Origin of the sequence: Tychonema sp. LEGE 07196 (assembly GCF_963890365.1) — a bacterium.
GTDB lineage: Bacteria > Cyanobacteriota > Cyanobacteriia > Cyanobacteriales > Microcoleaceae > Microcoleus.
Genome location: NZ_CAWPRX010000168.1, coordinates 53,691 through 79,280, shown reverse-complemented (window position 1 = coordinate 79,280; position 25,590 = coordinate 53,691). Strand labels below are relative to the sequence as shown.

Annotated in this window: 18 protein-coding genes; 5 read left to right on the top strand and 13 right to left on the bottom strand. The window is 45.6% G+C overall.

The window, feature by feature from the left end; translation table 11 throughout:
• The first annotated feature begins 120 nt into the window (after positions 1-120).
• On the top strand, positions 121-2,280 hold the full coding sequence (locus AACV78_RS19665; protein WP_194010226.1) for an iron uptake porin: 2,160 nt from the start codon (positions 121-123) through the stop codon (positions 2,278-2,280).
• A 94-nt stretch (positions 2,281-2,374) separates the two neighbouring features.
• On the opposite strand, the gene hisIE is transcribed toward AACV78_RS19665, so the two are convergent.
• Positions 2,375-3,025, bottom strand: a complete 651-nt coding sequence (gene hisIE, locus AACV78_RS19660) for a bifunctional phosphoribosyl-AMP cyclohydrolase/phosphoribosyl-ATP diphosphatase HisIE (RefSeq protein WP_194010227.1) — start codon at positions 3,023-3,025, stop codon at positions 2,375-2,377.
• Between the two features lie 403 nt (positions 3,026-3,428).
• Here hisIE and hemL point away from each other — a divergent pair, with 403 nt between their 5' ends.
• On the top strand, positions 3,429-4,730 hold the full coding sequence (hemL, locus tag AACV78_RS19655) for a glutamate-1-semialdehyde 2,1-aminomutase (protein ID WP_194010228.1): 1,302 nt from the start codon (positions 3,429-3,431) through the stop codon (positions 4,728-4,730).
• Between the two features lie 403 nt (positions 4,731-5,133).
• Here the strand turns inward: hemL and AACV78_RS19650 are convergent, their stop codons facing one another.
• The 7 genes from AACV78_RS19650 to AACV78_RS19620 all read right to left on the bottom strand — a co-directional run bounded on the left by AACV78_RS19650 (position 5,134) and on the right by AACV78_RS19620 (position 12,255).
• Positions 5,134-6,174 (bottom strand): tetratricopeptide repeat protein, encoded by a 1,041-nt coding sequence (locus tag AACV78_RS19650; RefSeq protein ID WP_194010229.1) that lies wholly within the window; start codon positions 6,172-6,174, stop codon positions 5,134-5,136.
• A 638-nt stretch (positions 6,175-6,812) separates the two neighbouring features.
• Positions 6,813-7,586 carry a beta-carboxysome assembly protein CcmO gene (locus AACV78_RS19645; protein WP_194010230.1) on the bottom strand — a complete coding sequence of 258 codons (774 nt, stop codon included), beginning with the start codon at positions 7,584-7,586 and terminating at the stop codon, positions 6,813-6,815.
• Positions 7,587-7,919: 333 nt separating this feature from the next.
• The gene (locus AACV78_RS19640) at positions 7,920-8,591 is read right to left on the bottom strand and encodes a beta-carboxysome scaffolding protein CcmN (RefSeq protein ID WP_194010231.1); all 672 of its coding nucleotides are present in this window, start codon (positions 8,589-8,591) and stop codon (positions 7,920-7,922) included.
• Between the two features lie 388 nt (positions 8,592-8,979).
• Positions 8,980-10,635: a beta-carboxysome scaffolding protein CcmM gene (locus tag AACV78_RS19635; RefSeq protein WP_194010232.1), complete on the bottom strand. Its 1,656-nt coding sequence runs from the start codon at positions 10,633-10,635 to the stop codon at positions 8,980-8,982.
• Positions 10,636-10,764: 129 nt separating this feature from the next.
• Positions 10,765-11,067 (bottom strand): beta-carboxysome shell vertex protein CcmL, encoded by a 303-nt coding sequence (locus AACV78_RS19630; protein WP_194010233.1) that lies wholly within the window; start codon positions 11,065-11,067, stop codon positions 10,765-10,767.
• A gap of 426 nt (positions 11,068-11,493) precedes the next feature.
• Entirely contained in the window at positions 11,494-11,835 is a 342-nt protein-coding gene (locus AACV78_RS19625; RefSeq protein WP_006635058.1) for a carbon dioxide-concentrating mechanism protein CcmK, read from the bottom strand.
• 108 nt (positions 11,836-11,943) lie between these two features.
• Positions 11,944-12,255: a carbon dioxide-concentrating mechanism protein CcmK gene (locus tag AACV78_RS19620; protein ID WP_006635059.1), complete on the bottom strand. Its 312-nt coding sequence runs from the start codon at positions 12,253-12,255 to the stop codon at positions 11,944-11,946.
• Between the two features lie 625 nt (positions 12,256-12,880).
• On the opposite strand from AACV78_RS19620, the gene AACV78_RS19615 reads away from it, so the two are divergent.
• From AACV78_RS19615 to AACV78_RS19605, 3 genes are all read left to right on the top strand, one after another.
• Positions 12,881-14,755: an NAD(P)H-quinone oxidoreductase subunit F gene (locus AACV78_RS19615; protein WP_194010234.1), complete on the top strand. Its 1,875-nt coding sequence runs from the start codon at positions 12,881-12,883 to the stop codon at positions 14,753-14,755.
• A gap of 419 nt (positions 14,756-15,174) precedes the next feature.
• Positions 15,175-16,689: an NADH-quinone oxidoreductase subunit M gene (locus AACV78_RS19610; RefSeq protein WP_194010236.1), complete on the top strand. Its 1,515-nt coding sequence runs from the start codon at positions 15,175-15,177 to the stop codon at positions 16,687-16,689.
• A gap of 135 nt (positions 16,690-16,824) precedes the next feature.
• A complete protein-coding gene (locus tag AACV78_RS19605) occupies positions 16,825-17,991 on the top strand; it encodes a CO2 hydration protein (RefSeq protein ID WP_194010237.1) in 1,167 nt (388 codons plus the stop codon).
• 94 nt (positions 17,992-18,085) lie between these two features.
• Here the strand turns inward: AACV78_RS19605 and AACV78_RS19600 are convergent, their stop codons facing one another.
• The 5 genes from AACV78_RS19600 to dtd all read right to left on the bottom strand — a co-directional run bounded on the left by AACV78_RS19600 (position 18,086) and on the right by dtd (position 25,540).
• Positions 18,086-18,217: a hypothetical protein gene (locus AACV78_RS19600; protein WP_255512960.1), complete on the bottom strand. Its 132-nt coding sequence runs from the start codon at positions 18,215-18,217 to the stop codon at positions 18,086-18,088.
• A 19-nt stretch (positions 18,218-18,236) separates the two neighbouring features.
• Positions 18,237-18,959: a PHP domain-containing protein gene (locus AACV78_RS19595; RefSeq protein WP_194010238.1), complete on the bottom strand. Its 723-nt coding sequence runs from the start codon at positions 18,957-18,959 to the stop codon at positions 18,237-18,239.
• An 894-nt stretch (positions 18,960-19,853) separates the two neighbouring features.
• Positions 19,854-22,247 (bottom strand): bifunctional serine/threonine-protein kinase/ABC transporter substrate-binding protein, encoded by a 2,394-nt coding sequence (locus AACV78_RS19590; protein ID WP_194010239.1) that lies wholly within the window; start codon positions 22,245-22,247, stop codon positions 19,854-19,856.
• A 1,054-nt stretch (positions 22,248-23,301) separates the two neighbouring features.
• The gene (locus AACV78_RS19585) at positions 23,302-24,540 is read right to left on the bottom strand and encodes a HetZ-related protein (RefSeq protein ID WP_194011002.1); all 1,239 of its coding nucleotides are present in this window, start codon (positions 24,538-24,540) and stop codon (positions 23,302-23,304) included.
• 535 nt (positions 24,541-25,075) lie between these two features.
• Positions 25,076-25,540: a D-aminoacyl-tRNA deacylase gene (gene dtd / locus AACV78_RS19580; RefSeq protein ID WP_194011003.1), complete on the bottom strand. Its 465-nt coding sequence runs from the start codon at positions 25,538-25,540 to the stop codon at positions 25,076-25,078.
• Positions 25,541-25,590: the final 50 nt, after the last annotated feature.

Below are 25,590 nucleotides of genomic sequence, written 5' to 3'. Positions count from 1 at the left end.
ATTAAAGATATAAAAAATCTAAAACTCATGAATTTAAAACTTGTGGATTTGGCTACCAAATAGATTTACAATCGCTAGAAAGCTACTAGCGATTTTAGAATTTATTGGTGAGGAGTCGCAATGAAAACACATTTACTATTTAGTGCCGGCGGAGTAGGTTTACTGTATCTACTTGTTGGTTCTTTACCATTGGCAGCCATGCCACCGATTGCAGATAGAGAAACATTAAGCACTCAAGACTTCAAAGAGTCAGATGATAAAATTAGCCTGAATACAACTGTTGAAAATCCGCTCAAAATCCCTGAAACATCAGAATTCAAACAAATCGAGGAGCCACCAGTTGACCGTACCACAACATCAACAGACGATCGGCTAGCCAACCTCAATCAGCCAGAAACAGCAGCATTAACCGCAGCAAATCCCCCAAAAGATTCATTAAACTCAGCCGAAACACCAGCCAACCAAGCCCCCGCCGAAATCGCAGAAACAACATCTGCGATTTCCGCCCCAAACCCGCAGACACCAGCCGAAGTCACAGAAACCACATCTGAGATTCCCGCCCAAAACCCGGCACCAGCCGAAGTCACAGAAACAACATCGGCGATTCCCGCCCCAAGCCCGGCACCAGCCATTGCTCAAACACAAACACCTACTTCAGAAAAGTTAGCTGAAATCGAAAACAGCGCTTCCTTAGAGCCCGCACCAACCAACAGCCAAACTCCCGAATCTACCCAACTCGAACAAGTAACATCTGTCTCGCAACTCTCCGACGTGCGCCCGACAGACTGGGCATTTCAAGCCCTGCAATCTCTCGTAGAAAGATACGGCTGCATAGCGGGATATCCAGACGGCACATTCCGAGGCAATCGGGCAATGACTCGCTACGAATTCGCCGCCGGTTTAAATGCTTGCTTGGATAAGGTAACAGAGTTAATTAAAAGCGGTACGGGAAATTTAGCAACCAAAGAAGATTTAGCTTCTCTCCAAAGATTGCAAGAAGAATTTGCAGCAGAATTGGCAACTTTGCGCGGTAGAGTCGATGCTTTAGAATCCCGCACCGCCGAATTAGAAGCAAATCAATTTTCGACAACAACTAAACTCAGCGGCGAAGCCATTTTTAGTGTTGCCGACACAACCAAAAACAATAACAGGGATACTGAGACAGTCTTCAATTACCGAGTGCGGCTGAATCTCCTTACCAGTTTCACAGGCAAAGACACATTAATCACAGGTTTGCAAGCTTACAACATTCGCAGCTTCGGGCCAGATTTGGGTTTGTCAACGGGAGCATTTAGCGGTTTATCTGACAGTCAGGCAAGGCTGAGTTTTGAGCCGCAATTTCCAGGAATCAACCCTCAGAATTTATCTAGCAGCGGCGCTAACACAGTTGAACTTTACAAACTGCTTTACGTCTTTCCAGTTTCTAACAGCATCACTTTATTTGCTGGCCCGAAGGCGGAAACTTCCGATGCTTTTCAAGCAATCACTCCTTTTGCAGGAGAAGGGCAAGAATCTATTTCTAGATTTGGAGGTTACAACCCTGTAGTGCGCGTATCGGGCGGCACTTCTGGCAGCGGTTTGGCATCGGCTGGCGGGTTTATTTGGAACATTTCTAAAAAGCTCAATCTCACAGCTTTGTACGGCAGTGTAAATGCTGCTTTGCCTAACGATTTAGGCTTTCCAGCTACTCCGTTGGGCGCTGGTTTATTTGAGGGAAGTACGGTTGCTGCGGCGCAATTAACGATTAAACCCACTAGCAGTATTGACATTGGTTTAAATTACGCTTACAGCCGCCACCAATTGAATATTCTGGCTACAGGATTATCTGATGCGGATTTGGGTTCAATTTTGGGAAGAGATAGAGAACCTGTTAACGGCGGGGTGAGGCTCAATTCGTTTGGCGGTACTGCAACCTGGCGGCTTTCTCCAAAAGTTGCTGTTTCTACCTATGGAGCTTGGATAATTGCTGATGCTGAAAGAAGCAATGCTTCTACAACTTTCAACAGTTGGATGGTTGGTTTACATTTCCGCGATTTGTTCAAATCAGGAAATAATGCAGGTATTCTGTTTGGACAGCCTTTGGATCGCGACTCGGTAAGGGGCGGTGCTCGTTTTCAGGCCAACAAAGCCACTCCTTACCATTTGGAGGCTTATTATCGTTTCAAAGTTAACGATAATATCAGCATTACACCGGGGGCTTTTGTGTTGTTCAATCCTGAAGGTACTAAGGATAATGACACTGTAGGGGTGGGCGTTCTTCGCACTACTTTTACTTTCTAAAAAGTGCCGAAACTATTATCTGTTTGTAGTAAGGACTTCAATTTTTTGTCATAAATTTAGGCAACTTAAGGATTAAAGTCCTTACTACAAATGATTATTTTCTGCGATCGCCCAATTTGCGATATACTTCTCTCAAATCAACTTGATGGTGAGCCAAAGCAACCAAAGCGTGATAAAATAAATCCGCAACTTCCCCAGCAATCCCGTCTTTGTCGTCATCTTTGCAAGCCATCACAACTTCCGCCGACTCTTCGCCAATCTTCTTGAGAATCTTATTGTCGCCTCCTTCAAACAACTTGCAAGTGTAAGATGTTTCGTTAGGATTGTCTCGCCGATCGCAAATTACGGCAAATAATTGAGATAACATATCTCCAGGCGGCGGTACAATTTCCCCATCAACTTGGTGAAAACAACTTCTTTCTCCCGTGTGACAAGCAATATCTCCGACTTGTTCCACTGTCACTAGCAAAGCATCGCTATCGCAGTCGTAACGCAGCCCTTTGACATTTTGAAAGTGTCCCGAAGTCGCGCCTTTGGGCCACAATTCGGCGCGAGAACGACTCCAAAACCAAGTTTGTCCGGTTGCGAGGGTTTTTTGCAGCGACTCGCGATTCATCCACGCCATCATCAATACCGTGCCGTCTAAGTAATCTTGGACGATCGCCGGCACTAAACCGCGATCGTCGTAACGAATCTTTTCAATGGGAATCGATCGGCTTAAACTAGACAAATCCGTAGCAGACATAATTTTATTTCAACTTTGATAGTAGAGATTTACGCTTTTTTGTCCGACAATTCTTTTCATTAACCGCAGAGGACGCTCTTGAGACAGAGAAACAAAAGAAAAGAAGAGATAGCTAATCTTTAAGCCAGAAGCGAGTTACTGAAGACACAGCTTTTTGGCGATCGACACCTGTGGCAACATAGCAAGTTAGGGACAAATTGTCAACAACAATTTTACAAAAAATTACAATTGAGTGCGATCGGTGTCAGCAGTACAAAGCCTGAAAAACCCAACCTAGTATTGCTACGGATTGGTTTGTATCCTAAAATCAATTAACATAGTTTCTTTAAATCGACCTAACCATTATCCTGAAGTCGCTATAAAAGTATCCTAGCAACAACAGACCTTCACTAAGGAGAAAACATTGGTTTCCACAACACACTTGAAAACCACCAAATCAGAAGAAATCTTTGCCGCAGCCCAGAAATTGATGCCAGGTGGCGTCAGTTCCCCCGTGCGCGCCTTCAAATCCGTAGGTGGAGGGCCAATAGTCTTTGACAGGGTAAAAGGAGCCTACATTTGGGATGTTGACAGCAACCAATACATTGACTACGTAGGCACTTGGGGCCCAGCCATCTGCGGCCACGCCCACCCAGAAGTCATCAAAGCCCTTCACGAATCTTTAGAAAAAGGTACAAGTTTCGGAGCACCCTCGCTACTGGAAAACGTGCTGGCCGAAATGGTCATCGATGCCGTTCCCAGCATTGAAATGGTGCGATTTGTCAATTCCGGCACCGAAGCCTGCATGGCCGTTTTGCGGCTGATGCGAGCCTTCACCGGACGCGATAAATTGATTAAATTTGAAGGCTGCTATCACGGGCACGCCGATATGTTTTTGGTAAAAGCCGGTTCCGGTGTCGCAACTCTCGGGCTTCCCGACTCTCCGGGCGTGCCAAAATCTGCTACCGCCAACACCCTCAACGCTCCCTACAACGACTTGGAAGCAGTTAAGGCTTTATTTGCCGAAAATCCCGGCGAAATCGCAGGGGTAATTCTCGAACCTGTTGTAGGGAATGCCGGATTTATTGTACCGGATGCGGGTTTTCTCGAAGGTTTGCGGGAAATTACCAAAGATAACGGCGCTTTGTTAGTTTTTGATGAAGTAATGACCGGTTTCCGCATCGCCTACGGCGGAGCTCAGGAAAAATTCGGTGTCACCCCGGATTTGACGACATTGGGTAAAGTTATCGGCGGCGGTTTGCCGGTGGGAGCTTACGGCGGACGGCGCGATATTATGGGGATGGTGGCTCCAGCGGGCCCGGTGTATCAAGCTGGTACGCTTTCGGGAAATCCTTTGGCGATGACTGCTGGGATTAAAACTTTGGAATTGCTGCAAAAACCTGGCACTTACGAACAGTTGGATAGAATTACGAAAAAACTGTCCGACGGATTGCTAAAAATTGCTAAGGAAGCCGGACACGCGACTTGTGGCGGGCAAATTAGCGGGATGTTTGGCTTGTTTTTTGCGGCGGGCCCAGTGCACAATTACGATGATGCGAAAAAGTCGGATGTAGCAAAGTTTGGCCGCTTTCATCGCGGAATGTTGGAGCACGGTATTTATCTGGCTCCTTCGCAGTTTGAGGCTGGATTTACTTCTTTGGCTCATACTGATGAGGATATCGATCGCACTTTGGCGGCCGCGCGCGAAGTGATGGCTAGTATTTAAAGTGCGATGGTTGCGAATGCAAGTCCTTAAAACTCAGGGATAAACGATTAAAGTCCTTGCTGTTTTTTGCAGTAAGGGCTTTAAGTTTTAACGGCTACCGAATCGGCGTTAAAAACCTCTCACGGGGGCGAGAAACCCGGTTTCTTGCGTGGTTTTGTGTTTGGTAACGAGAAACCACGCCAGAAACCGGGTTTCTGATGTCAGCGAACTATTTATCAACAGGTAGCAAAGGTTTCACGGCTTACGCATCGGGGCGAGAAACCCGGTTTCTTGCGTGGTTTTGTGTTTGGTAACGAGAAACCACGCAAGAAACCGGGTTTCTGAACTTGTGTTTTTTCCGATTACCCACTTAATGACTAATGACTAATGACTAATGACTAATGACTAATGACTAATGACCAATTCACTCATTGAGAAATTCACCTTCACAGATAATCGAGTCTCTGCTTTCCAAATCTTCTTGATTCCAAATCGAGTTTAATGCTGCCGAACTTAGAGAAGTTGACATTGTATTTAATGTTGTGTTGTAGTATTCGACAGCATTATTCTGTTCCATCTGCGGCGCTTCCTTAAAGTAGGAATTAATATCCGGCGTGCAGCGCTGAGCTTGGTAGTATAAATAAGCTTCAGCATTAATGCACATGACGTGGTAAAAATCCTTGTTTGCTGCTGCGATCTCTCCGAGTTTGTACAGCGCTAAACCTCGGTTGAGATAAGCTTTGACATAATTTGGATCTAGTTCCACTGCTTTGTCAAAGTCTTCTATTGCTAGCTGCATTTGTTTTAATTTATAGCGCACGCATCCTCGGTTGTAATACGCATAAATATTTTTTGGATCGATTCCTAGTGCAGTGTTGTAATCGGCGATCGCCTGCGTATTGTCTTTTAGTTGGTGGTAACAGAGGCCGCGATTGATGTAAGCTTTGATATATCTAGGATTCAACCGCAGCGTTTCGTTAAAGTTCTCTATTGCTGCCTCTTTTTCTCCCAAAAGGTAGTAAGCCCGCCCCCGGTTGTAATAGGTTTTATAATTGTGGGAATTGATAGAGAGAGCTTGATTGTAGTCTTCTATTGCTTCTTCGTAATGTCCTAAATTAGCAAGTACGAGTCCCCGGTTGTTGTAAATAGCGTGACTGTCAGGTTTGTTTGCTAAAGCGCAGTTGAGATCCTCAATGGCTTTGTCGTTTTCTCCGAGATGTCGCCAAGCATTACCTCGATTCAGATAAGCCTCGAACAAATTAGGATTGATATCTAGTGCTTGGCTGAGGTCTTCGATCGCCCTTTGGTAATCTTTCATGTAATAGTAGACTAAGCCGCGATTGTTATATGCTTTGGCATCAGCGGGATTTTCCTGCAGTATCTGATCGAAGTCTTCGATCGCCGCTTCGTAGTTTCCTTTCTTGGCGCTATGCAAACCGCGCTTGTAAAATTGTTTGAGGTTCATAGGTGAGTTGATTTGAGATTTTAGATTCTTAGGCTTCGCGAGCGAACAAGTTTTAGATACTTCGACTTCGCGAGCGAACAAGTTTTAGATTTTAGATTGACTTGCTGCTGGGTGAATCACCGGAGTATAATGTCGGCGGCACGGTGTCGGTTATTGGCTGGGGTTAACTTTCTGGATTGCTTGATTCTGGGGAGAGATTCCTTTGTACTCTGTGTTGAGTTCGACAGACGTTAATCTGTTGAAACAGCATCCATTTACACCTAGAGTAACTCTTGAGTTATTCCAGGAAATCTACCCAAAACAGGATTTAGGTCGATTTTAACAGCAGTTAAATCATCTTGAAAGAGCACGATCCTCGGCTGGATTTAATTTATGAGTTCGATTGTTTACCCGATGGCTTACGCCCCGCTACGCTACGACTTTTGCTCAACATTTTAGTTGGCGCTGGCGCTCTGTGTGTCTCTATGTAGGTGCGATCGGCACGGGTAGCAAAATTAAGCTTGACCCGCCCCTCGGTATAAATTGTTGCACGCATTTCTCTTGAGTAAAATTTATATCCTGTTTAGCAATTTCAACTCAGTATTTCTCGCAGCAGATATTGACAAAATTTTGCTGGCTAATTAGATAAAAATTACCAATTACCGCTCGACTTCCTCTTCCACATAAACTCTCAATTTCTCCAAATCTGGAAGTTCGACCAATTCTTTTTCCTTTTCCTGAACAGAGATTGGCATCATCACAGGTTTGCGGTGTTCTATCCAGCAACTCGCCAGCGGCAAAGTTTGTTCCAAATCTTCCAAAGGCCTCGGAATTACCATCACCGCGTTCAACTCGCCAATGCGTTCAGCTTCGTACATCCCGGCTTCTACGGCGACTGCGACATCTGCAACTGCACCGCGAATAATTGCCGTACACAAACCTGCGCCAATTTTCTCGTAGGCGGCCAAGTGTACGTCTGCGGATTTGAGCATAGCATCGCAAGCACCGACCATTGCCGGAAATCCCCGCGTTTCGAGCAAACCGATCGCCTGATTGCTCAGCCGCGAATAATTGCCGCTTTCGGAGAGTTCAGTCAGCCGGAAGCCGATCGGCAAAACCACTTCCAAATTAGCCAAAGGTCTGGGAATCACCAATTTAGAAACAAACTGTCCGAACTGTTCTGCTGTCTGAGCTCCTGCTTCCACAGCCAAACGCACGTCCGAAATTCTGCCGCGGACGATCGCCGTACAGTGACCGGAACCAATTTTTTCGTATCCTACTAAAATCACCCCCGCCGACTTCAGCATCATGTCAGCAGTCCCGACAATCGCCGGAAAACTTTTGGTAGATACCAAACCCAAAGCAGTATCTTTGAAATATTCTTGGCGCTGCGAGCTATCGGGGTCAATTTTACGATCTATTTGTCCGTCCATCTTCAATTACCTTCAGAAACTTCTCAAAATTAAAATTTGTGGATAATTGTAGTTTCTCAGATGACCAGACAGACTGCACGAGCTGCAAGACACAGATTTCTGCTGCAAAGCCTTAAAAATTGCTGAGCTACCAATAATATAATATTACCTATTTATATTTTTTGATTCTGCCTTCAGCATAGCTGCCTTTTGCTGAAATGACCACGCCCCAACATTGTCAATACAAGCCCTTGACAGTTTTGAGGGTCAAGCCCAAAATTTAGACAAAATTTCAATTTCTCAGATCGATCTGCGAAATAAATCTAAAATCTAAAATCTAAAATCGACTTAGCGCTACCCGGAACCGCCCGAGAGAGTTTGACCGTTTTCCTCCGATCGATTAAAAGCTTGTCGGTGCGGAAACAGCGTCCCCAGCAGCCGATTGATGTGAGCTTGGCCGTACAGAATAGTTGGGGTATCTGCTGGTTGGGGCTGGTCTGAGGCAGCGTCTTGCAGCGGTTGTGGGGCTGTCTCCGGCGGTGTTTGAGGCTGTGTAGGGGCGGCGGCGGTTGGCTCATCGATCGGTCGATCGACGGCTGGCGTACTAACGGAGGGAGGTTCCGGTTCCGGTTCCGGGGCTGCTTCTGCTTCTGCGGTTACTTCTGCTGGTATTTGGCGGCTGGTATCTCCGAGCAGAGAACCGGCTGGCAAAATTTGCAGTTTGTCGATAGAAGGATTAATCAGGGTTGTCGCCGCGCCTATACAGGCATTTTCGCCGATCGTCCCCGCACCTACTACCAGCACCCCTGCACCCAGAATCGCGCCCGCCCCGATGTCCAGATCGCCTTCACGGGCGTGAAGGATAGTTCCCATACCGATACACGCACCGGCGGCGATCGAGATCCGACTTCCCGGATCTGCTTGCAGGATGACTCCTGGGGCGATCGCCGCCCTCTCATTCACAACCACATCGCCACTCATCAAAATCTGAGAGTTGCTACTTAATTGCAGTGGCGATAAATACATTCAACTTTACCATGAAATGAGCTATTTTTTTAGATAAAAGGACTTTAATTTATGGGTTTTATTGACTCAAAAAAATTAACCGCATCCATCCAATAAACGAGAACTTACTAATATTGAAAAGCTCGATCGAGACTGAATTTAAACCTAAATTACGCAGGCTTAAACTTGCGTACCTTACCCATGTAAGTAACGCATCAAACCTTTTTTGCCTAAATTTTGTTCGGGCTTTAAGATTTTTTATAAAGTTTGAGAAAATCTTAAATTTTTCCCAAAAATTCTCAATCGAACTGTTTAACTCTCTCAAACCAAACTTGAATCCTAGGGTTGGTTCTCCCATTAGCCCAACGCGAGCACTTAACGGGAGAAACAAGCTAATTACCAGGCGTTCTTAAGGGCGCTGGATGATTTCTTCGAGTACGCGGCGTTTGGCCTTGGAGTCGATACCGAGCAAGCGGACGTACTCGCCGCTGTGTTCGTTGAGACAGCTTTCGAGAGCCGAAATTACTTCGGATTCGCGGTTGGAGTCGATCGGCGCGCAACTGCTCCAAGAACCGGTGCGGAAACGGCGCGCGTCGGCGTGTTCGGTGCCAATTTTGTAGCCTTGGGAGAGCAGGTTGCGGATTTGCTCGATCGCCTTGCCGGTCAAGATGCCGCTGCTGGCGACCGCACCTGTGTAAGCTTCTTTACCTTTTGCTGGTTTGAATCCCGATGTTGCACCAGACTGAGCCGATTGAGCAACTGGGCCGTCGGGACGCTGAATAATTTCTTCAACCACGCGGCGTTTAGCTTTCGGGTCAATCCCGATCAAGCGCACGTATTCGCCAGGATATTGGTTCATCACAGATTCTAAAGCGGCGATCGCCTCAGATTCATTTCTCGTTTGCAGCGAAGCCCCGCTTTGCCAGGAACTGGTACGGAAGCGGCGCGCGTCGGCGTGTTCCGTCCCCACTTTGTAACCTTGACTTAGCAAGCTGCGAACAGTCCCCACTGTTTCCGCGCTCAATTTGCCGCTGCTGGAGACAGAACCGGTATTGCGGTGGGAAGCTTGTGCAAATTGACCGTTAGATTGGTGAGTTTTTGCGCCGTTAGAACCGTTAGAGCCGTTTTCTCCCGGTCTTTGGACGATTTCTTCGAGTACGCGGCGCTTGGCTTTGGTGTCAATCCCGATCAAGCGGACGTATTCTCCTTGGTGGTCAGCCATGCAAGCTGACAAAGCCGCGACTACATCTGAGTGGCGGGTTGAAGAAATTGGGCCGCAAGTGCGCCAAGAACCGGTACGGAAGCGGCGCGCGTCGGCGTGTTCTGCTCCCACGCTGTATCCTTGGGCTAGTAAATTGCGGATGCTATCAGCTATAGAAGAACTCAATTGGCTGCCGGTTTGAGTAGAATAATTCATTTGAGTGATATTTGAGTTTTTAGTTTTCTCGTTGCGAATTGGTGCTAGACAGGCTATGTTGTCAGCGCAGCGATAACCCGTTCTCAGGGCGTCATTGATGCCGATAACGTGGGTCGCAAATTTTACATCTGAATCAAGAACATCTGGCAGGCGATCGGCTTGCTTCTGATTGGTGATGATGGCTCCCGAAGGTACGTACTTACCGGGGGGAATCTCCACATCTTTAATTAATACGTGCATCATCACAATGCACCCGTTTCCCACCCTGGCATTGAACACCGTAGAGCGAAAGCCGATAAAGCACTCGTCGCCTACGTAGGCAGGGCCGTGAATTAAAGCCATGTGGGTGAGGGAAGTATTTTTCCCCACCCACACGGAATAGGATTTGTCATCCTCTCCTGTGACTCGGCCTTGTTCTAGGCCGTGAATCACTACTCCGTCTTGAATATTGCTTCCATCTCCGATATAAAACGGAGTGCCTTCATCGGCGCGGATAGATGTCCCGGGGGCAATCATCACATTTGAACCGATATGCACATCCCCAATAATGTTAGAAAAGGAATGTACGTAGGCGGTATCGTGAATTTTGGGCTCAGCCAAGTTTTTCGACCAAGGCGTCGGGGGAGCCGCAACGTTGCGGACTGCCATAAATTAAGTTCTCCTAAGCTGAAAAATCTTTTTGTTAGTTGTTAGTTGCCTCGCCCTGAGCGGAGTCGAAGGGTTAGTTGTTAGTTGTTAGTTATTTTGCCACTAACTGCTAACTGCTAACGGTGGCAACTAATATGGGTCGTCTTTTTTACTGTAAATGAGGCGGTTTTCTACATTGACAGTATCTATAATGCCTACTACCAGAGCATCGATCGGACGGTTTTCGCTTCCGGGCGCGATCCGGGCTGCGCTACCTCTGGTCACTAAAACCCATTCATCTATACCAGCACCCACACAGTCAGCCGCTACTTCATATCCGGGAACTGGCAAACCTTCTTCATTGATGAATTGCAGGAGTAGAAATTTCGATCCTCTCAGCGTCGGCTCTTTTTGGGTACTGACAACTGTGCCGAGAACTTTGGCCATTTGCATTTTAGGTAATCGGTAATTGGTAATTGGTAATTGTCATTCTTTTGCCGTCACTTGTCTTTTTTCAATTAGCTTTATTCAGTCTCATGTCTTCATTTTAGAGTTTTGCGTCTAATAACTAATGACCGATAGCTGATGACTGATGACTCGCGACCGGCTAAAAAATGAATACAATTTCTAGACGATACCGATAGTCGAATCCAAAATTTTAGACTTGAATTAAAGCTCCCAGATTGCATCTTTGGAGTCAATTCTAAAATCTAAAATCTAAAATCTAAAATCTAAAATCGAATGACTGATGACTAATAACCAATATCCCATGCCCGCATCAATTAAAAATTAAAAATGCTAAATCAAAAATTTCGCGCTTTTTAATTTTTAATTTTCAAGTTTTAATTACCAAATGCCCCGAACAGCCGATCGCCCGTCTTAAGATCTGTTGAGGGGACGAATACCGCTGACGCCTTCACGGAACTGTTCTACAGCTTCGGTATAGCGAATGGGTAGCACGTACTCCAAGTTTTCGTGAGGGCGGGCGATAATGTGGGTGGACATCACTTGTCCGCCGTTAACGCGCTTCACCGACTCTACTCCAGCGGCTACGGAAGCTTGCACTTCCGAGACATCTCCTCTTACAATGACTGTAACGCGAGCGCTACCGATTTTTTCGTACCCTACCAAGGTGACGCGGGCTGCTTTGACCATTGCGTCTGCTGCTTCCACGACTGCGGGGAAGCCTAGGGTTTCGATCATGCCAACTGCAATTGCCATTGGTTTTACTCCTGATTGAATATTTGGGGAACTAAACTGTTAATTTTTGACGAACGTACTGATTTTAGTCCAACTTTTCGTCAAATTAATTTTCTGTGGGCTAAGAACTTAGTAGCCTCGGAACTGTTCTACTGCTTCTGTGTAACGAATGGGCAGAACGTATTCTAGGTTTTCGTGGGGGCGAGCGATGATGTGGGTAGAGACTACTTCTCCGCCGTTCACCCGCTTGACGGATTCCACTCCGGCTGCGACTGAGGCTTGGACTTCCGACACGTTGCCGCGCACAATCACTGTGACGCGGGCGCTGCCGATTTTTTCATAACCCACAAGGGTAACGCGAGCAGCTTTGACCATAGCGTCGGCAGCTTCCACAACGGCGGGAAAACCTTTTGTCTCAATCATTCCCACGGCTATTGACATTTTTGAATCTCCAATTTAAGCATGAGCGGAATTACCGTTACAAATCTTTGATAAATCTAAAAATTTGGACGGGGAAGGCCACATTATTTAGGAATGCAGTGTAAAGCTTCCTATCCTTATAGAATAGGGGAATCTGTCCACCTTGACAATATAATCTAACATCATAATGTTTAATAACAAAAATTAAAAATTTTTATGTTACTTAAAATAATTTAATATTTATTTAATAATCTTAAGATTCCGAGGAGTAGATGTGGGTGGCGATCGGGGAGTCGAGTGAGTAAAAATACCTGAAAAGTAGAGTTCGGTAGGTGAAGGCAGGGTCGATCGACGTTGAGAAATTTGGGGATTTCCAAAGGGGGATCGCGAGGAAACAGACACAAAAGGCAGTGTTTACCAATCTGCGGTCTTTTTTTTCTTTGATTGCCGATTCTGAGAAGGCAGTAATTTTGTAGTCACATAATTATCATTTTTGATGCTTTAATGTATAGTTAATTTTGGGTGCAAATTATTTTGCCAGAACTATACGATCGGGTTCAGTCAAAGTTTTAGGGTGTCGGGCGATCGCCCGGAACTGCCTTTGGATCGAGGCAGCCAGTAATTTAAAGTTTCAAGGATAAATTAAATGACTGAATTTCTCCTCCAAGCCTGTTGGTGGGTTCCTTTATATGGCTTAATTGGCGCAATTTTAACTTTGCCGTGGTCTACAGGAACCGTTCGCACCACAGGGCCGAGACCTGCAGCTTACTTCAATTTGTTGATGACTGTATTGGCTTTCATCCACGGAACGGTGATTTTTAGAGCCACGTGGGATCGACCCCCCCAACAGTTGCTCGTACACTGGGTGCAAGCAGCAGATTTAAATTTGTCTTTTGCCATAGAAATCTCGACCATCAGCGTCGGAGCAATGGAGTTAGTTACAGTTCTGAGTCTGCTAGCACAAATTTACGCTATTGGCTACATGGAAAAAGACTGGGCGCTAGCTCGATTTTTTGGGCTGCTGGGTTTTTTTGAAGGAGCAATTAGCGGGATTGCGATTAGCGACTCGCTGCTGCTAACTTACGCTTTGTTGGAATTGCTGACGCTTTCAACTTATTTGCTAGTCGGGTTTTGGTACGCTCAACCCCTGGTAGTAACGGCGGCTAGAGATGCGTTTTTAACAAAGCGTGTAGGAGATGTACCGCTGCTGATGGGAGTAGTGACGCTTTCTACTTTAGCGGGAAGTTTGAATTTTTCCGATTTAGAAACATGGGCGGAAACTGCAACTTTGTCTCCTTTGGTAGCGACTCTTTTAGGTTTGGCTTTAATCGCTGCACCTACAGCCAAGTGCGCTCAGTTTCCGTTCCATTTGTGGCTAGACGAGGCGATGGAAGGGCCCAACCCGGCTTCGATTATGCGGAATACGGTTGTTGTAGGTGCTGGCGCTTATATTTTGATTAAACTTCAGCCTGTTTTAGCGCTATCGCCGGTGACTGGTGTGGTGTTGGTGGTTTTGGGTGCGGTGACGGCGGTTGGTGCTTCTTTGGTGGCGATCGCCCAAATCGACCTCAAAAGAGCCTTATCGCATTCCACCAGCGCTTCTTTGGGTTTAGTGTTTATCGCGGTGGGGCTCAATGAAGTTGACATTGCTTTGCTGCTGCTGTTCACGCACTCGATCGCCAAAGGACTATTATTCATGAGCGTAGGGTCAGTGATTCTGACAACCAACACTCAAGATTTAACAGAAATGGGTGGGTTGTGGTCAAAGATGCCTGCCACAACAATGGCTTATTTAGTAGGCGCTTCAGGGATGGTAGCGCTATTACCAATGGGTAACTTTTGGGCGATGCGGCGCTGGCTCAACGGTTTTTGGACAGTGCCCTTGTGGTTGGTAGTTGTATTGCTTTTGGTTAATTGTTTAACAGCCCTAAATTTAACTCGCGTATTCGGTTTAGTGTTTGCAGGAAAACCGCAGCCGAAAACTCGCAGAGCTCCGGAAGTCGGTTGGACTATGGCATTACCGATGGTAATTTTGACCGTGATCGGGCTGTTGGTACCTTGGATTTTGCAGCGGTGGCAACTGTTAATTAGTTGGACTGGGCCTTGGGCGAAAACCGGGGATTTTGATACTTTAAATTTGCTGTTGAAGACTCTAAATGTTCCGCTTTTGATGTTATCTGGCTTTATTGGCGTTGCGATTGGGGTGGCGATTTATTGGTACGGAGTTTTACCTAGACCAGTACGGCTGCCGTTGCCGGAGGTGCAGGATTTGTTTGCTTACGACTTTTATATCGATCGAGTTTACCGCTTGACTGTGGTTTGGGCCGTGGCTTCTATTGCTCAAATCAGTGCTTGGACTGACAAGTACGTAGTAGACGGGGTGGTGAATTTGTTCGGTTTTGCCACAATTTTCAGCGGCGAAGGGTTGAAGTACAGCGGAACAGGTCAGTCGCAGTTTTATGTGTTGACTATTGCGAGTGGGGTTGCTGTGTTGATAGGGCTAATTATTTGGCTTTTTTGAACCGCAAATGAAAGGGGAATTTACGAGGATAAATGCAGATGAATTGTTTTGAGTTTGTCTGCTTTTTTTCTAATTTTATTTAATGTCAATCACAATTGTGCAAGCGGAATTTTCCCATCGGGTAAAAGTTTGGGTATTGAAATTGTGTCGTAGTGCGATCGTCCCCGAAGAGCGAGTATTATACACCTCGCTCTTCGGAGAGGCTCGCACTCCAAGAAAAGATATTTTTTGCAAAAATGAGATGATCCCATTTAATTGGCAAATCTTATCGATCGCTAATACTTCAGGTTAGAGGACGATTCCAGAGTCATTGGCATCTATGTTAACAAGAAAATTGACCGATAGTTTTTTTTTCAGTGTCTTTGCGTTAATGTTAAATATAGTTCTCTAAAGCTGCGTAACAAGGGAAGTTTGAATTGATGCTCAGTGCTTTAATCTGGATACCAATGTTGACCGCCGCTCTGATTGGGTTCTGGCCCAGTGCGGTGAGTTCTAAAGTAGTTCGGAATGCCTCTCTCGTCATTGCGGGCGTGACTTTTATTCTCTCGGTGATTGTAGCTGCTCAGTTTGATATCAGTACGAGTCAGTTGCAGTTTTCGGAATTTGTTCCTTGGCTAGATACTTTGGGATTGAATTACAATCTCGGCGTTGATGGTTTGTCTCTGCCTTTGGTGATTTTAAATACTCTACTGACAGGGGTCGCTATTTACGCTACGGATGATTCGATTCGCAGACCTCGACTTTATTATTCTTTGATGCTGTTAATTAGTGGGGGAGTCACGGGAGCTTTTTTATCTCAAAACTTGCTGCTATTTTTCCTGTTTTTTGAGGTAGAATTGATTCCGCTTTACTTGTTGATTGCGATTTGGGGCGGCGAGCGCCGGGGTTATGCTGCTACTAAGTTTTTAATCTATACTGCATTTTCTGGCATGGTGTTGCTGGCTTCTTTCTTGGGAGTAGTTTGGCTCAGCGGTGCTTCTAGTTTCGATATGGTTGGTGCAGCGGGTGCATCGCATTTACAAGGTGGATTGCCTTTACCTTTGGTGAGGCAACTTGTGTTGCTGTCTGGGGTGTTGCTAGCTTTTGGAATTAAGATTCCTTTAGTACCTTTTCATACTTGGCTGCCGGATGCTCACGTAGAGGCTTCGACTCCTGTTTCTGTGCTGTTAGCGGGGGTGCTGTTGAAGTTGGGCACCTACGGGATGCTGCGCTTTGGTTTGGGTTTGTTCCCCGATGCGTGGGCGGTGGCTGCGCCTTGGTTGGCGAGTTGGGCGGTGGTAAGCGTGATTTACGGGGCGAGTTGCGCGATCGCCCAAAAAGATATGAAAAAAATTGTAGCTTACAGTTCTATCGCTCATATGGGCTACATTTTGTTAGCTAGCGCCGCAGCTACAGAGATTAGTACGATCGGAACTGTTTTGCAAATGGTTAGCCACGGTTTAATTTCAGGGCTGCTATTTTTGAGTGTCGGTATTGTTTACAAAAAATCTGGAAGCCGCAACATCGACGTGCTCAAAGGTTTGTTCAATCCCGATCGCGGTTTACCGATGATTGGTAGTTTAATGATCCTCGGCGTGATGGGAAGTGCCGGCATTCCGGGGTTATCGGGATTTATTGCTGAATTTTTGATTTTTCGGGGTAGTTTACCAGTGTTTCCAGTGCAAACTGTGCTCTGCATGATCGGCACTGGTTTGACTTCAGTTTACTTTTTAATTATGGTCAACCGCGCCTTTTTCGGCCGCCTTTCCGATTTAGTGGTGAATTTGCCACAAGTCCGCTGGCGCGATCGCATTCCTTCGCTGGTTTTAGCAGTAATTATCGCCATTATGGGAGTACAGCCTGGAGTTTTAGTAGCTTTAAGCGAGAAAACTGCGATCGGCTTAGTATCGGCTGTGCCCGCACAAGTTCAACAAGTTGCTCACAACTTGGAGTGAAAACTTCCATAGGTTTGATTGTTTGGACTTCAGTCCTATTCAAATTCTGAAGACTGAAGTCCAAACAATCAAACCTTTCTATGGATTTTGAATTTATCGGTCATAAAACAGTTATTCAATGAAGGTTGAAATCTAATGACAACTACCGTATTAAAACCCTCTGCCCATCCTCTATCCGCCTACATTGACATCTTGGAATCAGGCAAAGCTTTGCTTCCAGAATCAACGGAAAATGTAGTAGAAGTAGTCGGCATTCTCAAAAGTTACGGTGTGGTTCTAGATGCCTACTCCCTCAATCTTAACTACATCGCTGAAAAACAATTCTTAGTGCTTTTTCCGTTTTTTAAATATTTTAACGGAGAAGTGACTCGACCGAAATTAATCCGCTATTTGTGGCACGACCGCATTAATTTTGAGTATGCTGAGTATGTGATGAGAACCATGCTTTGGCACGGCGGCGGGGGTTTGGACAGTTATTTGGATTCCCCGGAATTTAGCAGTTTGGTCGAAAAGGCGATCGCAGCTAAGTTAAAAGGCAATTTTTTCATGCAGGGACTGCACAAAGTCTTCCCTAATTTTTTGCCGGAACAAGTGCGGATGCTGGCTTACTACACCGGGCTGGGTCAGTTTTGGCGGGTAATGAGCGATTTATTTATCGATTTGTCCGATCGCTACGAAGCAGGTGAAATTAAGTCGATCGCTGACGTAGTTGATTTTATCTTAGCAGGCTTGGTCGGTGCCGCCAGTCTACCAATCACCTACAGCGTCAAGATTGGCGATCGAGACTACGATATCATTCCAGCCTCGGCAGGTTTGACATTTTTAGCAGATGTAGCAGTCCCTTATGTAGAGGCAATTTTCTTTCGAGGTACTGCATTTTTTGGAGTAGTTTCATACAACGCCCAAGCACATCAAATCCCCGAAGAACAAAAAGATTTTGGCTACGGGGCCTTATTTGCTGATCCTTTGCCGATTGGAGGCGCAGGCATTCCGCCCACTCAATTGATGCAAGATATGCGGCATTTTCTGCCGGATTATTTGCAAGAAATTTACCGCAGTAGTTGTCGCGGCGAAGATGATGTGCGCGTGCAAATTTGCCAAAGTTTTCAGAAGTCGATGTTTTGCGTGACGACTTCGACTATTTTGGGTTTAGCACCTCATCCCATGAATACCTCAGATCCAGAGGAAAAAAAGGCTAATCGGGCTTATTTGGAAGCTTGGATGGATCGATTTGGCAATTCTCGTTTGGATTGGGCAAATCAGCCAACTAACAGATCCTGTCAGTTGTTCCCAGAACGTTAGTCATTAGTCATCAGTCATCAGTCATTAGTCATTAGTCATTAGTCATTAGTCATTAGTCATCAGTCATTAGTCATCAGTCATTAGTCATTAATCATTAGTTAACAATTCCCAATTCCCAATTCCCAATTCCCAATTCCCAATTCCCAATCCCAATTCCCAATTCCAATCCCAATTCCCAATCCCAATTCCCAATCCCAATTCCCAATTCCCAATTCCCAATTCCCAATTCCCAATTCCCCCAACTACTAGATTCGGACTAAAAGACTCAGACCATGAGAGTCGGTGCCGCAAGTTCCCAACAAACCGTAAGTTTCTGCTAAATCTTTGACTAAAGCAGTTTGTTTGGGACTCGGTTTCCAAGGACAGGGATTCCCGTAAGCATAGTAAGTTTCTACGCCGTCAATGCCGAAACGGGCTGCTTCTGGGATGAGTTGATCGGCGGTCGATCGATACCGGCAAGGATGTGCTAGAACTGCTAAACCTCCTGCTTCCTGAATAGCTTCAATTACCCTGGCTGCGGAATAACAAGCGTGGCCGACCGTACCTCTATCCCCTCGCAAGTAAGGTGTGAGACTGGGATGTTCTGGATCGAAGGCGTAAGCGAGAATGTGTACGTCGTTGTTGAGCAATTCAGCATTAATTTCAGCCCCTGTCCAAAGAGTCGGCGCAGCGCTAATTTTGTCGGGATGCTTTAATTTCCAATTATCCAGCCATATTTGAGCTTGAGCGTAGCCTTTGGTGCTGTGGTGGTCAGTAATAGCTAAGCCTTTGAGGCCTATGGCTATTGCTTGTTCCATCACTTTCTCTGACTGCGATCGCCCGTCGGAGTTAACTGTGTGGAGGTGGAAGTTGTAGGAACCCGGACAGCTATCGGCATTTATTGTCTGCAAGACTTGTTTGAGGGCCGAGATATTCTGGGCTTCTGGTTTGAGACTAGAACTTGGTGAGGAAGCGAGATTGACCGTCATAAGCGTTAGTATAAAAAAGACTAGCTTTGTTTAATATATCTAATTTATTGAAAATTTGCGGGCTTAAAAATTTGTGCTTGGCTAAGGGGGCTTGACCTTGATGGCTGAGAACTTTTGTGCGAAAAGCACGAATAAATTAGGGTAAAGCAGAAATAAATTAGTAACCCTAGGGTGCGTCGCGATGGAAAATTCATCAATAAAAATCGACTGTTTCGAGTGATATCAAATCCGGTAACATCGTCCTGTATTCATATCTCTATTCTCTCTCTCTGTGTCCTCTGTGTTCTCTGCGGTTAAATCACCTGACGATGCAACCGCAAACGATATGAACGACGCACCTGTACCATCGCCAGTTTAATAAACAACTTTTTATTTAACCATTCCCCAACTATTATATCAGAGCAACATTATTCCTAGGGCGCGTCGCACAAAGAAAACTACGCAGCATAAAAAGCAACACTCTGACAGATTCGCAAGCGAAAATCGCTTAACAAACAAGTATTCGCCGCAGTGAAACGGAGGAATGTTTGCACTTGGTATAAAGCAAATTTTAGGTAAAACAAGTACAATAAAAATGCGGACTGTAGGGTCGCTGCTCAAGAGCGATCGCCCTCGAGCCATCCGGCTTTTTTAGGCTCGCTCAATCAACTTTAAAAAGGCTATATATAAGGTGCAAATCTGTAAAAATGTAGATTTAAATTCGGATAAAACAATGACGGTACACCCTAGGAATACTAATAATATCATGTTCGGTAGATTGACCGATGGCAGATTAGTTCGTAGCGCAGACTAAAGTCCGCACTACTAATGAACGAACCATTTTTGTTATAATAATCGACCGGAAATGATCTGACTAATGACAGATGACTCATGAATTCTTGTTTATCAATCAATTCAATCGCACTTTAAACCTGCTGCTGCGGCTGTGGGAAATTCGATCGGTACAAAGGTAAGGCCAAATTGTTTTTTAGCACAGGGTACAATATGCGCCAATGCTTTAGGAGAGTTTTTCCGATTTCCAGTCTTCGAGTCAAATTCAATTATACCCGTAGCTCCCTCGGCTTTAAAGTTAGGATCGGCCATAGTTTTTTGCATTCCTTCGCGGCTGGGTTCCGGCTGCATTTCTATGGCTTTAATCAGCGTTTTAGCCGCATCGTAGGTTAAGGCAGAGCGAGTATTGATCGGGCCTCCCCACAATTTTTGTGCGTTTACCGGAAATTTTTTATCAAAACTGATTAAGGGATGCCAAAATACAGATACACCGAGTTTTTTAACAGACTTTAGTTGTGTTGCTAGTTTTAGCGTTCTCTCCTCGTACAGCGTCCAAGGCCCGACAATCCAATTGCGATCGCCGTTAGCTTTAATCATTTCGATCGCATTTTCCAGCGAATTAGTGACTTGACCGTCGGGAACTAGAAGTAAGGCGGTTTTGGGAAATTTTTCAACTTCTGCGAGCGCAGCTTTGGCGTTAAAATTCTCTTTAGATAAATCGTAATAATTACTGCTCCTAAAAGTCGTTCCTCCTCGGGATTCAAATTGCTTTTTAAATTCTTCCCACAAAGAAGCGCTGAAGGGACTGTTGGGATTGTAAAAAGCGGCAACTCGTTTTTGCCCTACTTTCAATAGTTGATTGACCAAAGCTTCAGCTTCGATGCTAGTTGTCGGAGCCGTCCGAAAGAAATATTTTCGAGGTTTGCGCGTCAGTTCTTCTGTGGTGCTTCCCGGAGAAATTGCGACGAGTTTATTTCGATTGTAAATATCTACTGTTTCTACGGTCATGTCGCTGGTGTAGTGTCCGATGACTGCGAGAATATCTGGCTGAGCGACTAGGTAATTTGCCGTTTGTTTGGCGTAGGATTTGATATTTCCGTCATCAGCAATGATGACTTTTAGACCTTTTTTTCTAATAGCTTGTGGTTGCAGAAAGCTTTGACCTGGAAAATCTCGATTGGTGTCAGTTGCAGGGAGGATACCTAAATTCACTTCGGTTTGAGCTTGAGCGATACCTCGCAGCAGTTCTTCTGCTAAGTTGGCGTTCTGAATGCTGCCATCTAGATTTCTGCGGATGGGGACAACGATCGCGATCGTGTAATATTCTGCATTGATGGCTTTTAGCAGAGCATTGTTGATGTAAATTAAAGTTTCGGGGTCTCTGCGGTCATCTCGCCAGGACTGTTTGAGCAATTTTAAAGCTTCGGGATAATTTGAGTCGGCAAATTCATTAATTCCCCTTTGTTTTGACCACAGGGCGGAGGTTTGGACTAGGAGTTTTTCGCCAGAACTTACACCATCTGCTGGAAGCGTTTGTCGCGGCAAAATTTTGGGGATGAAAAGTACGATCGCCAATCCGATCGCAATTCCAGCAAAGCCTAACAGCGGCCAGGGAAAGCGCGATCGCTTTTGAGGAGCAATTTTGCGTACAGGCGGCGGTGCGATCGCATCCAAGTCTTCTAACACCTCAGTAACAGATTGGTAGCGTTCAATAAAATGGAAACGCACCATCTTACTAACAATATTTTTTAGACTGTCGCTAACTTGTAAAATCTGTTTATTGTGCGTCGAGTAATCCCAGACAATTTCACAAGTTTGGGGGTCTTGCGGGAGATTCGTAGGAAGCTTACCGGTGAGGGCTTGAATCACAATGATTCCTAGGGCGTAAATATCGTTATAAGGTTGCGGGACAGACCTCGGATTGTATTGTTCCGCCGGCATATAACCGATTGTACCGATCGCCTGCGATGTTAATATTTCACCCGTAGAGTTAGCCGTAAAGGTGCTGATTTCTTTAACAGCCCCAAAATCTATCAAAACAATTTTACCATCCTTGGAGCGCCGAATTAAGTTAGCCGGTGTAAGATCGCGGTGAATAACATTTGCTTGGTGTACAAAATTTAAAATTTCTAGAATTTCTCGTAAAAAGGCGATCGTCTGTGATTCCGTCCACTGCTGACCTGCAGGCAAAAATTCCTGACTTAGGGGTGTTCCTTCAATATATTCTTGAACGATATAAAAATGTTTTTTTTCTTCAAAGCGATCGAACAATTTGGGAATGCGCGAGTGATTTCCGAGAGTCTGCAAAGCCCTAACTTCCCTTTGAAATCGCTCCCGGCATTTTTCCAATACCCGGAGCTCGTCGCCTTCAGGAAAAGGAATTTCCTTAATCGCGCAGGGAGGATTTTCGGATTTTTCTATATCTTGAGCCTTGTAGGTTCTAGCAAATCCTCCCTGTCCTAATTGAGCAATAATTCTGTAGCGTTCAGCCAGTATATCTCCGGGATTGAGACACATAAATTTTATAGTTCCTCTTGGGCTTCGACCGTTGATGTTGATTATAATACAAAATCTGGATTCACTACTTCATGGATGGGATTTAGCGGTTGCAACTTATCTCAAATATAAAAAATAATCCTAGATATTGGATAGTCCCCTAAATCGCCTTTAACAAGGGGGACTTAAAATCAAGTGTTGTTCCCCCTCCCTTTTGAAAGCTTGTGATTACCCGCATCTCCTAAAAGCCCTCGCGTGACGCACGATACCGCCAAGGAATGTATTCCATGACTAATAGCTTAAGTCGGTTAAAAATGACTAATTTCTTGGTTTGTTTAGTTATTTGTTAAGTGAATGGAAACTCGCTTACCTAGGCTGGAAAAAAAGCAGGAGTCTCAGGTAAATGAAAAGTTTAAAAACTCGAAAATTACAAGCTTTTTAATAGGTCATAGAAAGCAATAAATCGGGGAGTTTCTGCCATTTGTAGCAAATATTTAGATAATTGATATCGTGTCCGATAAATTGACCGTTGTCGAATTGGTTCGCAAATTGGAGCGTATGCAAGTTCGCATTAACCTTGCTGGTTGCGGTCAATCGACAGGATATGATATCAAATGCGGTAGCATTGGAATGATGTTGACTGTTGACTGTTGACTGTTGGCTGTTGGCTGTTGGCTGTTAATACCAATTTCATAAAGTAGCGCTAGATATCACCCCCCCCAACCCCCCCGCGATTTCGGGGGGGAGCTAAAACTTCATCTATACCACATCTTTAAAAAAATGGTATAACAGTTAATTTACTATTCCATGAAGAGAGGATTTAATGTCGTTTTTAATAACGAGCATCTTACCAATTCCTAATAAAAAAAATCCCAGGTTATTCCTGGGAATCATAAATATTAAGAAAAATTAGTGCTTTTTTAATATATTTAATTAGCTCAAAAGCTGTTATAATCCAGCATTCCCAGTTGGAGTTTTGAGAGCGGAAAGCGGGGCGGGCGTTCCCGTGCAGATGCCGCACCCGATCGCATTTTCCAGTCTCCAGAAAACAGTTGCATTCATTTTGCATCACCCGTTAAGCTTGGTTGCTGTTGCGAGTCTGGCTTGCCAGCTCCAACAGTTGTGCCCAGCGTTTTTGGACTTGTTTGGGAGTGCAGTTGAGTGCTGTGGCGATCGCCTTGTCGCTTTCTTGATTCTGCTTCATTTCCAACAATTCCTGCATTTGGGGAGACAGCCCTGCGCGAAATGCTTCCCATTTGTCGGAAGTCATTCCCAGCTTTTGATCCACATCAGCACCCAGCCATTCGTGTACGAGTTTCCAGTTTTGAGTGCGGGCAAATTTTTCGACGTGGTACTTAAACCGCTGTTGCAAGTAGTCGCGCTGGCGGGAAGACAAACCGAGAACGCGATCGATTTCCGAAGCCGAAAGGTCTTGCAATTTCAACATTAAGTAGTTCACGCATTCGGGCTGATTTTGAGCTTCCAGATAAGCGATCAATTCAGCGACTACTCGATCGCGCAGCACAGCATCAGCCGGATCGACAGTTTCCGAAACCATTTGTTCGCGTACTTGTTGCAGCGCCGGAGAGCGGCTGTACATTTCGGCATCTTCTCCCTTGCCAGACTCTACAGCCATTTCAATGTCGATCGCAGTTTCGGGAGGCTGGCCCTTGGCAAATCCTTGAGCGCGAAGCACGATCAGGCGTTGGCGGTTGCGGCCGGGCAAACCGATTTGGCGTTTGGCGTAGTGTTCGGTAAAAGCCATGTACTCAGCCAATTCAATTTGCGTGCGGGGAGTGTAGTTGAGATCGAGTTGGTGTTCGCGGCGGAAAGCTCGCAAAGCTTCGATGTAAAAGCCTTGCAAAAAGTCTTCAATCATGTTGTAACGAGCTTGGAAGTTCAAGTTCGAGCGGAAAGATGCAACATGGCGGTAAATCATCGCCGCCAGGTGAGAGTGCAGTTCGACGCGGCCTTGTTTGGAACCGAGGCGGTAGAATTGCAGAGTTTTTTGCAAGCGGTGTTCGGCCAAGGTGATTTGCCAAGCTTCAACTTCGCCGGAAACTTGGATGCGATCGCTTTTTTGGCAAATCCGTTCAACTTCCTTAGCAATCCGCATCGCCACTGCTTGAGCGCTGCGGCTGGGAGCTTTCATGGAGGCTTGCAATTCTTTCAGGGCGAATTCAGCCAAAGCCAGAACATCGATGCTGGGAGCAGTATTGATTTCGGCGGTTTGTGCGCCTGCTGCTGCAGGAATGAAGTTGAGGCCAGAAGCGGTGTTGCAGTTGACGGCGTTGGTGGCAGTTTTGACAGTCATGGCGTTTATCTCGTGGTAGCGCACAGCGTGCGAGGACATTTGTCAGAGAGCAAGGCGGCAGTTGCTGGCGGTTTCGCTTGCTGTGCTGATTCAACTCTCTATACATTGAATATAGGGAAGTAGAGATAATCGCAGTGATGCCAGTGTTCCACTCTCTGATGCAACAGTTTTTGGCTGCTGAATCTGATTCTAAGCGCTGGCTGTGAAAGATTGTTTTTTTTGTCCTTAAAGCCTTACTGTACAAGCATTCTGAGCTGTAATTCCGGTAGGGCGATCGCGACAAAGATGAACGGTGTTCTGGGGCCTCTGAGTGGACAATTTACCAACTGGCCTTTTGAGGGGGTTTTCGGCGTTGGAGATTGTGGAATCGAGAGTTGGCAGAGTGTAGCGAACTTCACTATCTTCAAAACCTACGCCACAGAAGCTAGGAAACCCGGTGAATTTAGAAATTTGGTTGAAAAAGGCGCAAGGGATTTTTGGGAACGAACCGCGAAGACGCAAAGGACACGAAGGAAGAGAAGTACAGAGAGGCCTGTCAAACTATTGACGCCGATTCTCTCTCTAATACCAAAGTCACAGGCCCGTCATTCTCTATTAAGACTTGCATCATGGCTCCAAACACGCCTTTTTCGACTTTTAAGCCGCTCTGGCGCAATTTTTCGACAAATTTATCATAAAAAATTTCGGCTCGTTCAGGAGCGGCAGATCGGTCAAAGGAAGGTCGCCGACCTTTGCGGCAGTCCCCGTACAGTGTAAACTGACTGACCACCAGCAACTCGCCGCCGATGTCTTGTACGGACTTGTCCCAGCGGCCGCCCTCGCTGGCCGAGTCGGGAAACAAACGCAGTTCCAGGCATTTGCGAGCCATCCAGTCGAGTTCTGCTTCGGTGTCGGTGTCTGCAATAGCTACAAGCAAGTTGAGTCCGCAGCCTATTTTGCCGACAATTTCACCGTTAATTTGGACTTGAGACGATTTGACTCGCTGGATGATTACTCGCATTTATAGCAGCCGACAGTTGACAATTAAGTGTAAAAATCAAAACGTTTCTT

Excerpts from the sequence above, each read along its gene's own strand:
- AACV78_RS19665 (WP_194010226.1), top strand. The coding sequence starts at position 121 with ATGAAAACACATTTACTATTTAGTGCCGGCGGAGTAGGTTTACTGTAT.
- hisIE (WP_194010227.1), bottom strand. The coding sequence starts at position 3,025 with ATGTCTGCTACGGATTTGTCTAGTTTAAGCCGATCGATTCCCATTGAA.
- AACV78_RS19650 (WP_194010229.1), bottom strand. The coding sequence starts at position 6,174 with ATGAACCTCAAACAATTTTACAAGCGCGGTTTGCATAGCGCCAAGAAA.
- AACV78_RS19645 (WP_194010230.1), bottom strand. The coding sequence starts at position 7,586 with ATGGACGGACAAATAGATCGTAAAATTGACCCCGATAGCTCGCAGCGC.
- AACV78_RS19640 (WP_194010231.1), bottom strand. The coding sequence starts at position 8,591 with ATGTATTTATCGCCACTGCAATTAAGTAGCAACTCTCAGATTTTGATG.
- AACV78_RS19635 (WP_194010232.1), bottom strand. The coding sequence starts at position 10,635 with ATGGCAGTCCGCAACGTTGCGGCTCCCCCGACGCCTTGGTCGAAAAAC.
- AACV78_RS19630 (WP_194010233.1), bottom strand. The coding sequence starts at position 11,067 with ATGCAAATGGCCAAAGTTCTCGGCACAGTTGTCAGTACCCAAAAAGAG.
- AACV78_RS19625 (WP_006635058.1), bottom strand. The coding sequence starts at position 11,835 with ATGGCAATTGCAGTTGGCATGATCGAAACCCTAGGCTTCCCCGCAGTC.
- AACV78_RS19620 (WP_006635059.1), bottom strand. The coding sequence starts at position 12,255 with ATGTCAATAGCCGTGGGAATGATTGAGACAAAAGGTTTTCCCGCCGTT.
- AACV78_RS19615 (WP_194010234.1), top strand. The coding sequence starts at position 12,881 with ATGACTGAATTTCTCCTCCAAGCCTGTTGGTGGGTTCCTTTATATGGC.
- AACV78_RS19610 (WP_194010236.1), top strand. The coding sequence starts at position 15,175 with ATGCTCAGTGCTTTAATCTGGATACCAATGTTGACCGCCGCTCTGATT.
- AACV78_RS19605 (WP_194010237.1), top strand. The coding sequence starts at position 16,825 with ATGACAACTACCGTATTAAAACCCTCTGCCCATCCTCTATCCGCCTAC.
- AACV78_RS19595 (WP_194010238.1), bottom strand. The coding sequence starts at position 18,959 with ATGACGGTCAATCTCGCTTCCTCACCAAGTTCTAGTCTCAAACCAGAA.
- AACV78_RS19590 (WP_194010239.1), bottom strand. The coding sequence starts at position 22,247 with ATGTGTCTCAATCCCGGAGATATACTGGCTGAACGCTACAGAATTATT.
- AACV78_RS19585 (WP_194011002.1), bottom strand. The coding sequence starts at position 24,540 with ATGACTGTCAAAACTGCCACCAACGCCGTCAACTGCAACACCGCTTCT.
- dtd (WP_194011003.1), bottom strand. The coding sequence starts at position 25,540 with ATGCGAGTAATCATCCAGCGAGTCAAATCGTCTCAAGTCCAAATTAAC.